Raw genomic sequence first — 14,167 nt, forward strand, 5'->3', positions numbered from 1 at the left:
GGAAACATCATGAATGCCGAGAACCACGACGTCGTCATCGTCGGCGGGGGAGTCGCCGGGCTTTCGGCGCTCTGGCAGCTGCGGCACCGCGACGTGGTGCTGCTGGAGGCCGATGAGCGGCTGGGCGGCCGGCTGATGTCGCTGCCGCGCGGCGACTACTGGATGAACCTCGGCGCGCACCTGTTCCCGGGCGCGGGCTCGCACGTCGAGCGGATGACGTCGGCCCTCGGGCTGGAGACCATCGGCATCCCGGGCGCCAAGTTCGCGCTGACCTTCGCCGGCAAGGTGTACGCCAACAAGCGCATCGAGACCTACCCGTTCACCCTTCCCATGTCCCTGCGCGAGCGGGTCGCCCTGGCCAACATCGGCCTGCGCGCGGTGGGCACGGTCAAGGTGTGGCAGGACACCCAGCGGGAGCAGCCCGGCTGGGCGGCCGCCCGCTTCGGCGGCTACCTGGCCAACCGGTCGTTCCGTGACCTGATCGGCCGCCCGCCGGCCCGGGTCGACGGCATCTTCCGCGCGGCCGGGCACCGCGCCGCCTCCGAGCTGGAGGACCAGAGCGTCAGCACCGGCGGCGCCCTGTTCGGCGGGGTGTGGGCAGGGCGCAAGAGCCTGCTGTCGTACAACCTCAACGGCGGCTCCGGCCGGCTCGGTGAGGCGATGGACGCCGAGCTCGGGCACCTGGTGCGCTACGGCGCCGCCGTGACCAGGGTCCGTGAGGAGAACGGCCACGTCACGGTCACCCTGCGCGAGCACGGCGAGGAGAAGACGCTGCGCGCCCGCCAGGTGATCATGGCCACGCCGGCGTACGTCTCGCACCGCGTGGTCGAGGGCCTGCCCGGCGACGTCGCCGACGTGCTGGCCGACGTCAAGTACGGCCCCTTCGTCAGCGCCGGCGTCATCACCACCGAGCGTGGCCGCATGCCGTGGGACCACATCTACGCGCTCACCGCCACGGAGCAGTCCTTCGACATGATGTTCAACCACGCCAACCCGCTGCGCACCGGCCGCACCCGGCGTCCCGGCGGCAGCCTCATGGTGTACGCCGGAGGCGACGGAGCCCGCAGGATGCTGGACCTGGAGGACAGCGGCGTGGAGTCGCGCTACGCCGACGACCTCGTCGGTGTGTACCCACAGCTGCGCGGCAACATCGGCGAGATCAGGATCCAGCGCTGGGAACACGGCATCCCCTACCACCGGCCCGGTTTCTCCTTCGAGCCGATGCTCCGCCACAGCCGTCGCACCGACGTCGGCGTCCACTTCTGCGGTGACTACTTCGGCGACCTCGGCAACATGGAACTCGCCGCCGCGTCCGGCTTCCGGGCGGCCCTCCGCGCCGGTGCCGCCCTCGGCACGGACGGCGGGCGCCCCTGAGCGGCGTCGCGCGGCATGTGGCCTGGCTCCTGACCGGGCCGAGGCGGGGGTGTCCCTGCGGCGTGGCCTATCCGGGGTCCGGGCCGGTCAGGGTGGCCATCGCGCGACCGGGCTCCCAGCGGGCGCGGATGGACGTGATCAGACCGGCGTCGCCGACCGTGTAGACGATCACACAGTCGACCGTCATGGTCGTACCGCCGTCCATGGTCATGGTGATGACGGCGACGTTGGCGCAGCACGGCCCGTTGGCGAAGGAGTCACTGACCTGGAAGCGGAACGCGCGCACCGAGCCGATGTAGGAGTCCCAGAACGTGCCGATCTCGTGGCGGCCACGGTGCCCCTTGCCCTCGGGGTCGAGCATCGAGGGGCCGACGGGATCCTCAGGAGGGCGTCCGGGCCGAACAGGCTCAGCCAGTCGGATCTGCGCCCGGCGACGACCGCGGCCATGGACGCCTGGGCCGCGCGGCGTGGTCGCCGTCCGGCGCGTCCCAGGTGACGGCGATGGAATCGGTCACACCGGAACTGTAACCCGTTCTTGTTCGCTGGTTAAGGGGTGACTTTGGAGATCACCGACTCGGCGAACCGCTCCAGGTGCTCGATCTTCTCGCTGAGCGGCTCCGTGTCCGGCCCCTTGATGTACGGCATCCGGAATCCGACGATCAGGTCGGTGACGCCCTTGTCGGCCAGTCGCCGCACCCCGTCCACGGTGTAGGCGTCGTGGGAGATCACGTGCACCTCGAAGGGCCGGTCGGCCGTGCCCTCCTCGGCGCGCAGGGCGGCCAGCCTGGCGAGCAGCATGTCCAGCTCGCCGGCGTCGCCCCCGCCGTGCATCCAGCCGTCACCGAGGTGGGCGGCCCGGCGCAGCGCCGCGTCGCTGTGCCCGCCCACCAGGACGGGGATCGGCTCGGTGGGGGCCGGTGACATCTTCACCGGCGGCAGGTCGTAGAACTCGCCGTGATACTCGAAGTAGCCACCGCCCGTCAGGCCGCGGAACACCTCGATGGCCTCGTCCATCCGCTTTCCGCGCTGCGCCCACGGCACCCCCATGACCGCGAAGTCCTCGGGCCACGGGCTGAGCCCGACGCCGAGGCCGAGCCGGTTGCCGGTGAGGTAGGCGATCGAGCTCGCCTGCTTGGCGACCAGCACCGGCGGGCGGACCGGCAGCTTGAGCACGAACGGCGTGAACCGGATCGCCGACGTCACCGCCCCCATGGCCGCGACCAGGACGAACGTCTCGATGAAGCTCTTGTCCTCGAGGAAGGCGCGGTCGCCGTCCGCGGTGTACGGGTAGCTCGCGTCGGACTCCTTCGGATACACGAGGGAGTCCGCGACGCTGAAGCTCGCGTAGCCCGCCGCCTCGGCGGCCCGGGCCAGCGGGAGATAGTACGACGGGTCGGTCATGGCCTCGGCATAGGTGAACCGCATGCGAGGAGCATAATAGAACATGTTCTACTAAAGAAGGCCCGGAGCGGACGGTAGGGCCAGGACGCCGCGCGCGGTCGGGGGCGCCCCTTGCTCCGATCAGGGTCGCGATCGCAGCCCCCATGCTGGCGGTCATGCTCGGGCTGGCCGTGGACGGGACGTGGGAGCGTCCGCTCCAGCGGGCCGCTCACGGGGCGGGTTCACCACCAAGCTCCACCTGAGCGCGGACGGACGCTGTCGCCCGCTGTCCCTGGTTGTCACGCCGGGACAACGGGCGGACCGTACCCAGCTCGAACCCGTACTGGAGAAGATCCGCGTCCCGCAGCCAGGTCCGGGACGGCCCCGCAAGAAGCCCGACAACCTCGCAGCCGACAAGGCGCGGTAGGCGAGCCCCCGTGCCGGCGCCCTCGCCGTGGCCGAGGGGGACGGGGCACTAGACCGTGCCGGAGGCGCCGAAGGGGCGGCGGGTCAGGCTCCGGTGGACCATTTCGGTGAGGGTCACGATGTCGAAGACCGGTATGCCGAGGTGTTCCTGGATCTGGTGGGCATAGGGCACCACGTCGGTGCATTCGATGACGAGCGCCCCCATGTCGGGGTTCTCCTTCGCCAGCTGTTCGACCTGGCCCAGCACCTCGCGGCCCAGGCGGTCTGCGTCGAGGTCCGGGCGCCGGGCTTCGAGCATGACCTCGCGGAACTCCGGCTGGTCCTCCAGGCCGGCGACGCAGACCGGGACGTGCTCGGCGCCGACGGCCGCCAGGTGACGCCGGGTGAGAGAGGGCTTCTTGGCGACCAGCAGCCCGACCTTCTGATCCGAGCGGATCATGCGGTGCACCATGGGCAGTTGGATCAGGCTTGAGGCGTGCAGCGGGACGTTGACCGCGTCGGCCAGCTGCCTCTGGAAGATGACGAGAAAGCCGCAGGCACCGGTGATGGCGGCCGCGCCCCGCGCTTCGAGCTCCTGAGCGGCCTGGATGAACGGGTCGAGCAGGCGCGGGTCGGCCTGGGTCACCACGCGTTCGGCGGTCGCGCCGTCCACGACCCGGTAGATGACGGGGAAGTCGAAGGTGGCCCGGTTGCGGATGTGCCCCGGGACCTTGGTGAAGTTGGTGTCGCAGCACAGGACGCCGATCGCGACGTCATGCTCCGTTTCCGCTCCGGTGGCCATGGCGGTTCTCTCCCGTCGTATGTCGCGGTCGTGTCGTCTGGCGGCGGGGCCCGGGCCGGTCACGGCGCGAGGTCCGGTGTCCCGTCGCCGCGAACGGGGGGCGGGACGCGCCCCGGCGTGAAGGGCGGGGACACCTCTCATCGCCCGGGGCGCGGGCGGCGGCGCGAGGGCCCGCCACCATAGCGGCCGGGGCGCAGCGGGGTGAGGTCCATCTCGGGTCGCTCCCCGGCGACGAGCTGGGCGATCAGCCTTCCGCTGACCGGTGCGAGGCCCATGCCGATGTGGCCGTGACCGCACGCGACGGAGAGGTTGCGGTAGGGGGCGGCACGCCCCAGGAAGGGGAGACCGTCCGGGCTGCAGGGACGAAACCCACTCCAGGTCTCGAGAGTCTCGGTGCTCTCCATCTTCGGGAGGTACACCTGGACGGTTCGCAGGATGCCGTCCACCCGGCTGCGGGAGATCGCGGTGTCCATGCCTGACAGCTCCAGGGTTCCGCCGAAGCGGAGGCGGTCACCGAGCGGTACGAGCGCGACCTTGCCCTCGCCCAGCAGGACCGGCAGCCGGGGCGCGTTGCCCGGTGCCCTGACCGTGACGGAGTAGCCCTTGGCGGGCTGGAGCTTGAGCCCGATGTCCAGCCCGCGGGCGCATTCCGCCGACCAGGTCCCGGCGGCGATGACCGTCTCGCGAGGGCTGAAGTCCCCGTGGACCGTCCTGACCCGCCTGACCTCGGCTCCCGCGACCTCGAAACCGACGACCCCGGTGTGCTCGTGTATCTCCACGCCCATGTCGCCGAGCCTCCGGGCGAGACCGGTGACGAAGTCGGGGACACGCAGGTAGGCGCCCTCCTCGTTGTACAGGGCGCCGTGGATGTCGAACTCGGCGTCCGGTTCGAGCGCGCGCAGCTCCCCCGGGCCGAGGACGCGCAGCGGCACGCCGCTCGCGACCGTTCCCGGCACCGCCCGGCAGGCCTTCTCGAATCCCTGCCGTGTCCGGTACGCGAGCAGCATGCCCTGGGCCGTGAAGGTGGAGGCCAGGCCATCCGACGCGCAGAGCTCGCGGAGGATCCCGAGGCTCCGCTTCTTCATGTCGACCAGCACCCGGAAACCGGCCTTCGCGTCGCGCTCGTTGCAGGCGCGGCGAAAGTGCCAGAGCCACGACATCAGCTCGGGGTCCGGGCGCGGTCTGATGTAGAAGGGACTTTCCGGGTTCAGCAGCCAGCGCAGTCCCTGGGCCATCACGCCGGGCTCGGCGAGGGGAAGCGCGCCCTGCGTGCCGACGAAGCCGGTGTTTCCATACGAACAGGACTGGAGGCCGCCGACCGGCCCGCGTTCCACGACGGTCACGCTGTTGCCCGCGCGACGCAGGTAGTAGGCGCAGAACAGGCCGACGACGCCGCCGCCGATGACGAGGACGTCAGGGTCGTACCGGAGGGGGGCCGGGTTCGGGGAGGGCATCGTCGGCATCTGCTGTCCTTTACGGCGGCGCGATCACGGGGCGCGACTACAGGGTCACGATGAAGAAGTTGGTCAGCAGGTTGATCACGACCCGCTCGTAGATCTCGGCCATGAGCGCGATGCCGGGCTCGGCGAAGGTTCCCGGGGGCGGCTCGGCGAAGCGGATCACCGAGCGCCCCGCGTCGAACAGCTGGGCGCCGTGCCCGAAGTCGCCGACGATGGCGGTTCCCGGATCGACCAGGCGCGTCCGCACGATGAAGACGCCGTTCTGCTCCAGATCGTCCATCAGGCGGCCCTGCCCCATGAACCTGTAGTAGTCGACGGGATTGATGATGAGGCCGTCGGCGGTGCCTCCCATCTGCTCCGCCTCGTTGCACGCCGCGAGGATCGTCGAGCCGAACGGCCCCTTCGAGGTCATGCGGATGACCCCCGGGATGTTCAGCAACCCGCCCCTGCCTCGGATGATCGTGTGGTTCTCGGCCGTGCCGAGACGGACGATCAGCCGGTAGTTGATGAACGACTCGAAGGTCTCGGGGTCCTCCCACAGGTCCGGTGGGACCTGTACCCACGCGGTGGTGGGATAGAGCTCGGGGATCGGCGACCGGTGGAAGCGGTTGGCCGCCTCGCGCCTCAGGTCGGCCTCGGTGACCTGAGGGTCGCCGGGAAGGGGCGGGCTCTCATGCCAGTAGAACCGCCGGGGATCCCTGGAGAGGTCGACGACCTTGAGCATGTTGCGCGCCGGGTAGCGCGGTTTGCGCCGCGAACTCGTCAGCGAGTCGGTGATCGTCACGTCGTACTCCACGGAGGCTTCGAGTCCCTTGGCGGCGCAGGCCTCGACGAACAGCCGGCCCGGCGACATCTGCTTCCTCCGCTCGGCGACGACTTCCGCCATCGTCGACTTCATGCCTTCTGTGCGTTGCATGGCTTCCTCGCTACTGGTGGTCCGGCGCTAGGGCGTGGCGTTGCCGGGCTTGCGGGTGACGAACATCCCCCAGCCGAACTCGCCGTCGTCGATGGCGATCTGGATCTCCGCGCAGGACTCGGAGAAGGCCAGCATCCAGTCGCGCGCCGAGGCGTCCGGCGTCGCCTCGGCGCGCTCGCGGGCGATCCTGCCCAGCACGCGGTAGGTCTGCCGGATGTGGCTCTCCAGGTTGCGGGCGAGGAGGATCTCGAATCCGGCCTCTTCCAGAGCGGCCTGGTAGCCGACGAAGGAGTAGCCGCCGTTCCATCTCACCCGGTCGTAGACGTGTTTGCGGGCGCGCTCGCCGATCTCCTTCTTGGGCTGGAGGAAGTCGGAGAAGGCGAAGACGCCCCCGGGGCGCAGGACGCGGTGGATTTCGAGGTGACTGCGCGGCTTATCCGGTACGAGGCAGAGCGCGTCCTGGCTGACGACGTGGCTGAAGGTGCCGGTCTCGTACGGCATCCGGGTGACCGATCCCTGGCGGAACTCGATGTCGAGCCCGTTCTCGGCGGTCAGGGCCTCCCGCGCGAACCTGATGCGCTCGGCGCTCAGGTCGAGTCCCCCGCAGCGGCAGCCGAACCTCCTGGCGAGGTGGATCGGGAAGTTGCCGCAGCCGCAGCCGACGTCGAGCACGAACGACGAGCCGTCGATTCCGGCGTCCGCCGCCAGGATGTCGGACGTCCGCTCGGCGGCGGCACGGTAGTCGTCGTCGGCGTCGCCCGCGAAGTAGCCGGTGTGCAGGACTCCGTCACCGTCCCAGAAACTCAGGTAGGTCTGAAGGGTTTGGTCGAAGAAGTCACTGACGTCCCTCTCGGTGTAGACGTGGCCGGTCGTTGACATCACGGGGTCCTTCCTTCGGCTGAGATGGCCTGGGTCGTCATGTGTAGGTGTCCTTGCGCGCGGACGTGAGGTGCTCCGGCTCCGGCCCCACCACGCTGGCGCCGCCGTCGATCAGGTGGAGCGCGCCGGTGACGAACGAGGCCCGCTCTCCGGCGAGGAAGGCCGCGACGGCGGCGAACTCGGCCGGGTCCCCGACGCGGCCCAGGGCGTTGTGCCGGCCCATGGCACGCAGCCGGGCTTCGACGTCGCCGTCCTCGGCCAGCTTCGCCGCCGCCCGCTCCACCGGCGGGGTACGGGTCGTGCCGGGTGCCAGCACGTTGACGGTGATGCCGTCGCGGCCGACCTCGGAGGCGAGGGACTGGGCGAAGCGCACGATGGCGGCGCGGGTCACCCCGGAGAGCGCCAGCTGGGCTATCGGGACGCTCGCCGTCTCCGAGGCCACGAAGAGCAACCGGCCCCACCGGGCGGCCCTCAGGTGCGGCAGCGCCGCGAGGGCCAGGGTCAGCGCCGGGGAGAGCACCTTGTCGATGGCCGCCTGGTATTCGGCCTGCTCGAACTGCGAGGCGGTGCCGATCGGCGGGCTGCCACCGCCGACGAGCACGATGTGAAGGACGCCGAAGTCGGCGGCGACCTCGTCGACCCAGCGGCGCGCCGCCTCCCCGTCCGTGATGTCGACGCTCGTGGCGTGGACCCGGCCGCGCGCCACCTCCTTGAGGCCGCGTTCGGCCTCCGCGAGCCGGTCGCGGTCGCGTGCGCCGATCGCGACGTGCGCGCCTTCCCTGGCCAGCTCCATGGCGGTGGCGAGGCCGAGGCCGCTGGATCCGCCGGCGACGAGCGCGACCTTGTTCTCAAGCCCCAGTTCCAAACGTCCTCCTCCTTGCCGTACGGGCTGTTCGGCATCCGGCCCCTAGCGCTCCCCGGTCGCCCGCGGCGGCGCGGTGCCGGCCCGCCGTGAACCGGTGGGAGGCGTGCCGCCGTAGCGGTAGCCATAGCGCCGGAACAGCGGCCATGACAGCGTCGCCGCGGCCAGCCTGGCGGGCAGCGGCAGATCGGTCCGCCAGGAGTCGTCCCGGTCCCTGATGACGGTGGTGCCGGTGTGGAAACGGTCGGGATTGCCGGTGACCGTGTGGTTGGTACGGAGCTCGATCGTCTGGCCCCGCATCGGGTTGGCGGCCGGGTCCTCGCCGCAGAGCCGCAGCAGCGCGCCGATCGTTCTCACCGGGTCGGCGATGAACTCCTCGTAGCGCAGGAACATCGACCGGTCCCGATGGCGGCGGACGATCGCCTGCGAGGCCACGTTGAAACCGTGCCAGTAGGCGGTGCTCTTCCTGGACGACATGACGTAGCAGTACTGCTTCTCCCGGCTCCACGACTGGGCGACCGCCCTGGGGTCGCGTACGAGATGGACGTAGTACGGCGTCACCCCGTCGAGGTGCGGCAGCAGGGCCGCCTCACCGGGGATCTTGGTGGTGTCCACGAGGACGCGGGCGCCGGTCAGTTCGGCGACGGCGTGGTAGGTCCGCGTCATCAGGGCGGCGTGCTCGCGGATCTCCTCGGAGTGCAGCCCGCGGTCGAGCACGCGCCAGGTGTGCCTCGTCCGTACGCAGGCCAGCTGGCGGCGGATGACGGCGTCCGCGTGGGCCTGCGCGGAGACCCCGGCCGGCCGCCCGAGCGGGAGGATCCTCGACCAGATGTGGCATTCGGTCAGCGGCCTGCCGCAGCCGCACGAGCTGTTCGCTCCCCTGCCCGCCGCGTTCTTCCACAGGAAGTGCAGTTCCCCGACGTGGAAGACCTCCGGGATCTCGTTGAGGATGTTGCCGATGATGGTGCTGCCGTTGCGGCACCATCCGGTGATACAGAGGATCTTGAGAGGTGTCTTCGAGAGGTTCGATCCGTTGATGACGTGCTCCTGACTCAACTCACGGCCGCCGGCTGCGCGTCCTGCCCGCGGACACAGAGCGCCACGGCCACGGCCGACATCGCGCAGACGGCGCCGACGACGAACACCGCGGGGTAGCCGAAACCGGCGGCGACCATTCCGATCAGCGGCCCCCAGACGGCCAGGCCCAGGTCCCAGAAGGAGGTGTAGGCGCCGATCGCGGCCCCCTGCCTCGACGGGTCGGTGCGGTTCATCACCATCAGGGCGAGCGACGGGTGCAGCAGCGAGAACCCGGCGCCCATGACCAGGCTGCCGAACACGGCGACGGGCAGGTTCGGCGCCAGGGCGATGATCGCAAGACCGGTGGCCTCGCCGATGCCGGACCAGATGGCGACCCTGCGCGGTCCGAGCCGGTCCGGTAGATGGCCGATGAACAACCTGGTGCCGGCGTAGACGGCGCTGAAGCCGCTGAGCACCACGACACCCGACTGGACGCCGCGGGCCTGGAGGTGCAGGACGACGAAGGCGGCGAGGCCCGCGTACCCCGCGGCGGCGAGTCCGAGGGCCAGCCCCGGCAGCAGCACCGGGCGTGGCAGCAGGGTGTGCCCACCGCTCTGCCGCACCTCGCCCGGCTGCCCCGCGCGTGCGGGGGCGGGAACCACGCTGATCAGTAGGAGGGCGACCAGCGCGGCGGCGGCACTGAAGCCCCACACCGCGCCGTAGCCGAAGTTCAGCAACAGCGCGCCCAGGAAGGTCCCCACCGAGATCCCGCCCCACATGCTGACGCCGTAGAGCCCGATCAACTGCCCGCGGCGGTCGTGCGGCGCGAGCGAGACGACCCAGACGGCGCCGGCGGTGAAGAGCGACGCCTCGCCGACGCCGGCCAGCAGGCGGACGGCGACCAGGCCGCTCAGGCCGAGCGGCAGGAAGTAGAGCAGGCCGCCGACGGCGATGACCAGCGCGCCTGCCCGCATGACGAGGCGATGGCCGTACCGGTCGGCCAGGTGGCCGGAGACGGGTCTCACCAGCAGGGCCGTGAGCGCCGTCGCCATGACCACCAGCCCGACGGCGAAATCGCCGGCGCCGAAGCTCTCCCTGACGAAACCCGGCAGCACCGGGATCGCCGCGGTGAGGCCCAGGTAACCGCAGAAGAGCCCTCCGAAGACCCCGGCGAGGGCGAGGCGGGGCATCGTGCTCTTCTCCGTGGAGGCTTCCATCGCTACTGCCCGACGGGCGCGGTGTCGGCCAGCCCGGTGACCGGATCCGCCGGCCGGGCGGAGTCCTGGTCGGCGGAGGCGTACCCGCCGGCCAGGGGGGTCCGCGGGTCGCGGGCCGACGCGACGGCCGCCGCCACCTTGCGGACCGCCCTGATCAGGTGATCGCAGTCCTGTGCCGAGAGGTTGGAGGACAGCGGGATGTCCACCGCCTGCTCCAGGTATCGCGTGGTGTTCGGCAGCAACGCCTTGATCTCCTCGACGCCCCTGGCGCCGAACATGAACCGCCAGTTCCAGAAGACCCGCACGTTGGTGTCCTCGTCGGAGCCGAGGTTGCGCGCGTCGACGCCCTCGCAGCAGAGCGCGCGGGCGAACCATTTCGCGTCCACGCCGGGAACGCGGAAGATGAACGCCTCTCCTAGATAGGCGCCGGGGGCCACGGGCTGGCGGATCGCGATCTGGGGGAGGTCGGAAAGGGCGGCGGCCACGTAGGCGTAGTTGCCACGGAAGCGTTCCAGGCGCATCGGCAGCCGGGTCATCTCGGCACGCAGCAGGGCCGCGCGGATCTCGTCCATGCGGAAACTGAACAGCGGCAGGTCGAGATCGGTGGCGATCGGTGTCTCGCCGTCCGGGAAATGCCGCCGGAAGCGTCCCTCGTAGGCGCCGGAGAGCACGACGGCGCGGGCGAAGAGCACGCTGTCGTCGGTGGCCAGGAAACCGCCCTCGCCGCAGTTGAGCGACTTGTCGGACTGGGTGCTGAAGGCGCCCGCGAGGCCGAAGGTACCGAGTTTTCTGCCTTTCAGTTCCGCGCCGAGAGCCGGGACCGCGTCCTCGAACACCGGCACGCCCACGTCGGCGGCGAAGCGCGTCACCGCCTCCATGTCGGCGGCGAAGCCGCGCATGTGGACCACCAGGATTCCCTTGATCTCGGGTGTCCAGCGGCGCCGGAGATCGTCGACATCCATGTGCAGGTTCTCGTCCACCTCCACCAGGATGGGCGTGCATCCGGCGAGCACGATGGCGCTGGGGGTGGCCACGAAGGTGAAGCCGGGACAGGCGATCAGCGAGCCCGGCGGGATCCCCGCCGCCATGATGGCGAGCGCGAGCGCGGTGGTGCCGCTGGACACGGCCAGCGCGTGCTTGCTGCCGAAATAGCGGCACAGTTCCTCCTCGAACCTGCCGCATTCGGTGTCCTGCTGGGATCGGTAGTCGTAGCGGAAGTAGAGATGGCTGCGGATGGCGCGTAACGCCGCTTCCTCGTCCTCGGAATGGACGAAGACGGCCCCCTTGTCGTAGGTCGGCCAGGGGGTGCACCGGACGGGGTCACCGCCGTTCACGGCGAGCCGCCCGTCCTCGGTCTGTCCGGTCTCCGGCAACGGCCGGACCGGCACCGGACCCTCCTTGTTTCTGTTCACCGTCGAGCTCCTTGTTACTGGCTGGCTGCTTTTCTCGTCGATGTTCTCCGGGCAGGCGTAATCGCCACCACCGGCGCGGTGGTGGCGGCGTCGAAGGTGTCGGCGGTGAAACTTGTCCGTCGCTCCCCGCTGCGGCCACGGGGCTGGAGCGAACCGGAAACGGCGCTGTTGGTGGGCCGGGAAACTACGGGAGGTCGATTCTCCCGAGGGTCAGCCCGGTGAGTCCGAGGGGCTTATTGATCACATTGTCGGCCAAGGAAAACCTTTTGAATGTTCCCTAAATGTCCGGAGGGTGTCAATGGGGGAGAATGCCATGAGACCAATAATGACTAATCGACCCCGGAACAGAAAAACCCACAAAACCTATAATAAAACTCGAAAACCGGGAATGAATGTCACCGCCAAGCGGAGACATTTCCCATTTCCGCTCCCGCCCGGCGTTCGACATCCCGGTTTCGGCCGATACCTTACCTGTGTTCGGGAAAAAACTTTTCGAGTGACGGCGATGATGTCGCAGCATTTTCCACACAGCCGGATCAATACCCGCCACTCATCCGAAAGGCTTTTCGGGCCATGCGGTCATCCCCCGGCGTTCACCGAGCCGGCGTCAGAGGCGGAAGTCCCAGTCGATCAGGCCCGCGCGCAGGTCGTCGGCGAGGCCTCGGACATAGGCGAGTTCGGTGTTGAGCACGGCCCGCTGGTACTCGGCCTCCACCAGGAAGAGGCGGGGAAGGAACTTCGCCCCCTCGGTCAGGTCGCGGTCCACCTCCGACAGTCGCGCCTCCAGGGAGACCAGCCGCTCGTCGAGCGCCGCACGGACCTCGTCGGGCGGCAGCACGGGCATGAAGGCGAGCGCGGCGGGAAACTCCGGGAACTCGCGGGCCCGCACGGAGAGCATCGTCCGCATCCACCGCCGCAGCGTGTCACGGCCCGCGTCGGTGGGCTCGTAGACGGTCCGCTCGGGCCGGTTCTCCTCTCGCGAGGTCTCGCGGACCGCGATGAGCCCGTCGCGGAGCAGCCTGTCGATGGTCTGGTAGACGCTGTTGCGCTGCGCGACGTTGACGACGTCGTCCTTGTGCCGCTCCTTGATCATCCGTTGCATCTGGTACGCGTGCATCGGCGCCTCACAGACCAGCGAGAGCAGCGCCATGGCCAGGGGGGATCGCCTCGTAGACATGGGCACATCGTAACGGCCTACCCAGCGATAGTTATTCTATGTATAGTCATTTTATGACTAAAAAAGCTCTGATAGCCGGCGGAGGCATCGCCGGCCCGGTGACGGCGATGGCCCTGCGGCGCGCCGGCATCGACAGCGAGGTTTTCGAGGCGTACGACCGAGGTTCCGATGGCGTGGGCGCCTTCCTCACGCTCGCGGTCAACGGGCTGGAGGCCCTGCGCCCCCTCGACCTGCACGATCTCGTCGGCGACCTGGGCATGGACTCCTCACGGATGCTGATGCTCAACGGGCGCGGCAGGCCACTCGCCGCCACCCGGCAGCCCAGCCGGACGCTGAAGCGCGCCGATCTCTATCGGGTGCTGCGCGACGAGGCCGTACGGCGCGGCGTGCGGATCCACTACGGCAGGCGCCTCACCGACGCCTCGATCACCGAGACCGGGGTGCGCGCGGCCTTCGCCGACGGCAGCACGGCTGAAGGCGATCTGCTGATCGGCGCCGACGGGCTCCACTCGCGCACTCGCGCGATCATCGACGCCGGGGCACCTCGCGCCCGGCACGTCGGCCTGCTGAACACCGGCGGTTTCGCGCGCGGCGTCGAGGTGCCCGGCGAGCCGGGAACGAGCCACTTCGTCTTCGGCAGGAGATGCTTCTTCGGCTACCTGATCCATCCGGACGGCGAGGTGTGGTGGTTCGCCAACCCGCCGAGTCCCAGGGAGCCGACGCCGGAGGAACTCGCGGCGATCACCCCGGCGCGGTGGCGCGCCAGGCTGATGGAACTGTTCGGCGACGACACCGGACCGATGCTCGACATCATCGGCGCGACCGACCACATCATGCCCGGCTGGAACACCTACGACTTCCCGACCGTGCCGAAGTGGTTCAACGAGCGCATGGTGATCCTGGGGGACGCCGCGCACGCGACCTCGCCCTCCTCCGGCCAGGGGGCGTCCATGGCGATCGAGGACGCCGTGGTGCTGGCCAAATGCCTGCGAGACGTCCCCGGCACCCGCGACGCGTTCGCCGCCTTCGAGGCGGCACGGCGAAAGCGGGTGGAGCGGATCGTGGAGCAGGGCAGACGTAACGGGAGCGGCAAGGCGCAGGGAGCCGTCGGCGCCTTCTTCCGCGATCTCGCACTACCGGTGATCATGCGGCGGCTGGACAGGAGGAACGCGCTGGCCTGGATGTACGACCACCGGATCTCCTGGAACGAGCCGGCGTCCGCGGCGTCCGGCTGACCGGCGGGCGACCGGCAGACGACCGGCAGAC

At 69.9% G+C, this 14,167-nt stretch carries 14 protein-coding genes; 3 read left to right on the top strand and 11 right to left on the bottom strand.

What is annotated here, in order from left to right; all coding sequences use genetic code 11:
* The first annotated feature begins 9 nt into the window (after window positions 1-9).
* Window positions 10-1,374 (top strand): FAD-dependent oxidoreductase, encoded by a 1,365-nt coding sequence (locus tag ACFQVD_RS13660; protein ID WP_343978212.1) that lies wholly within the window; start codon window positions 10-12, stop codon window positions 1,372-1,374.
* A gap of 67 nt (window positions 1,375-1,441) precedes the next feature.
* Here the strand turns inward: ACFQVD_RS13660 and ACFQVD_RS13665 are convergent, their stop codons facing one another.
* On the bottom strand, window positions 1,442-1,735 hold the full coding sequence (locus ACFQVD_RS13665; RefSeq protein WP_343978215.1) for a nuclear transport factor 2 family protein: 294 nt from the start codon (window positions 1,733-1,735) through the stop codon (window positions 1,442-1,444).
* 185 nt (window positions 1,736-1,920) lie between these two features.
* Window positions 1,921-2,799 (bottom strand): TIGR03619 family F420-dependent LLM class oxidoreductase, encoded by an 879-nt coding sequence (locus tag ACFQVD_RS13670; RefSeq protein WP_343978218.1) that lies wholly within the window; start codon window positions 2,797-2,799, stop codon window positions 1,921-1,923.
* Between the two features lie 157 nt (window positions 2,800-2,956).
* Here ACFQVD_RS13670 and ACFQVD_RS13675 point away from each other — a divergent pair, with 157 nt between their 5' ends.
* Window positions 2,957-3,181: a transposase gene (locus ACFQVD_RS13675; protein WP_386271234.1), complete on the top strand. Its 225-nt coding sequence runs from the start codon at window positions 2,957-2,959 to the stop codon at window positions 3,179-3,181.
* 48 nt (window positions 3,182-3,229) lie between these two features.
* Here the strand turns inward: ACFQVD_RS13675 and ACFQVD_RS13680 are convergent, their stop codons facing one another.
* The 9 genes from ACFQVD_RS13680 to ACFQVD_RS13720 form a co-directional block, all read right to left on the bottom strand.
* Entirely contained in the window at window positions 3,230-3,961 is a 732-nt protein-coding gene (locus tag ACFQVD_RS13680) for an aspartate/glutamate racemase family protein (protein ID WP_343978221.1), read from the bottom strand.
* A gap of 137 nt (window positions 3,962-4,098) precedes the next feature.
* Complete coding sequence (locus ACFQVD_RS13685; RefSeq protein WP_343978224.1) at window positions 4,099-5,424, bottom strand: NAD(P)/FAD-dependent oxidoreductase; 1,326 nt, start codon at window positions 5,422-5,424, stop codon at window positions 4,099-4,101.
* 37 nt (window positions 5,425-5,461) lie between these two features.
* Entirely contained in the window at window positions 5,462-6,337 is an 876-nt protein-coding gene (locus ACFQVD_RS13690) for a family 3 encapsulin nanocompartment shell protein (protein ID WP_343978227.1), read from the bottom strand.
* Between the two features lie 27 nt (window positions 6,338-6,364).
* A complete protein-coding gene (locus ACFQVD_RS13695; RefSeq protein WP_343978230.1) occupies window positions 6,365-7,216 on the bottom strand; it encodes a class I SAM-dependent methyltransferase in 852 nt (283 codons plus the stop codon).
* Between the two features lie 37 nt (window positions 7,217-7,253).
* Window positions 7,254-8,081, bottom strand: coding sequence for an SDR family oxidoreductase (locus ACFQVD_RS13700; RefSeq protein WP_343978233.1), 828 nt, complete (start codon window positions 8,079-8,081; stop codon window positions 7,254-7,256).
* A gap of 42 nt (window positions 8,082-8,123) precedes the next feature.
* Complete coding sequence (locus tag ACFQVD_RS13705) at window positions 8,124-9,134, bottom strand: sulfotransferase (RefSeq protein ID WP_343978236.1); 1,011 nt, start codon at window positions 9,132-9,134, stop codon at window positions 8,124-8,126.
* Window positions 9,131-10,312, bottom strand: a complete 1,182-nt coding sequence (locus ACFQVD_RS13710; protein WP_343978239.1) for an MFS transporter — start codon at window positions 10,310-10,312, stop codon at window positions 9,131-9,133. Before ACFQVD_RS13710 ends, ACFQVD_RS13705 begins: the two co-directional genes overlap by 4 nt.
* A 2-nt stretch (window positions 10,313-10,314) precedes the next feature.
* Window positions 10,315-11,724 (bottom strand): DegT/DnrJ/EryC1/StrS family aminotransferase, encoded by a 1,410-nt coding sequence (locus ACFQVD_RS13715; RefSeq protein ID WP_343978242.1) that lies wholly within the window; start codon window positions 11,722-11,724, stop codon window positions 10,315-10,317.
* 607 nt (window positions 11,725-12,331) lie between these two features.
* Window positions 12,332-12,901 carry a PadR family transcriptional regulator gene (locus ACFQVD_RS13720; RefSeq protein ID WP_343978245.1) on the bottom strand — a complete coding sequence of 190 codons (570 nt, stop codon included), beginning with the start codon at window positions 12,899-12,901 and terminating at the stop codon, window positions 12,332-12,334.
* Window positions 12,902-12,954: 53 nt separating this feature from the next.
* Here ACFQVD_RS13720 and ACFQVD_RS13725 point away from each other — a divergent pair, with 53 nt between their 5' ends.
* Window positions 12,955-14,136, top strand: coding sequence for an FAD-dependent oxidoreductase (locus ACFQVD_RS13725; protein ID WP_343978248.1), 1,182 nt, complete (start codon window positions 12,955-12,957; stop codon window positions 14,134-14,136).
* The last annotated feature ends 31 nt before the right edge of the window (window positions 14,137-14,167 follow it).

The sequence above is a fragment of the Streptosporangium amethystogenes subsp. fukuiense genome, from assembly GCF_042665875.1.
GTDB classification, from domain to species: domain Bacteria; phylum Actinomycetota; class Actinomycetes; order Streptosporangiales; family Streptosporangiaceae; genus Streptosporangium; species Streptosporangium fukuiense.

What these genes read in the sequence shown, in the direction of transcription:
- ACFQVD_RS13670 (WP_343978218.1), bottom strand. Translation starts at nt 2,799, where the DNA reads ATGCGGTTCACCTATGCCGAGGCCATGACCGACCCGTCGTACTATCTC.
- ACFQVD_RS13690 (WP_343978227.1), bottom strand. Translation starts at nt 6,337, where the DNA reads ATGCAACGCACAGAAGGCATGAAGTCGACGATGGCGGAAGTCGTCGCC.
- ACFQVD_RS13725 (WP_343978248.1), top strand. Translation starts at nt 12,955, where the DNA reads ATGACTAAAAAAGCTCTGATAGCCGGCGGAGGCATCGCCGGCCCGGTG.
- ACFQVD_RS13685 (WP_343978224.1), bottom strand. Translation starts at nt 5,424, where the DNA reads ATGCCGACGATGCCCTCCCCGAACCCGGCCCCCCTCCGGTACGACCCT.
- ACFQVD_RS13680 (WP_343978221.1), bottom strand. Translation starts at nt 3,961, where the DNA reads ATGGCCACCGGAGCGGAAACGGAGCATGACGTCGCGATCGGCGTCCTG.
- ACFQVD_RS13720 (WP_343978245.1), bottom strand. Translation starts at nt 12,901, where the DNA reads ATGTCTACGAGGCGATCCCCCCTGGCCATGGCGCTGCTCTCGCTGGTC.
- ACFQVD_RS13710 (WP_343978239.1), bottom strand. Translation starts at nt 10,312, where the DNA reads ATGGAAGCCTCCACGGAGAAGAGCACGATGCCCCGCCTCGCCCTCGCC.
- ACFQVD_RS13660 (WP_343978212.1), top strand. Translation starts at nt 10, where the DNA reads ATGAATGCCGAGAACCACGACGTCGTCATCGTCGGCGGGGGAGTCGCC.
- ACFQVD_RS13695 (WP_343978230.1), bottom strand. Translation starts at nt 7,216, where the DNA reads ATGTCAACGACCGGCCACGTCTACACCGAGAGGGACGTCAGTGACTTC.
- ACFQVD_RS13665 (WP_343978215.1), bottom strand. Translation starts at nt 1,735, where the DNA reads ATGCTCGACCCCGAGGGCAAGGGGCACCGTGGCCGCCACGAGATCGGC.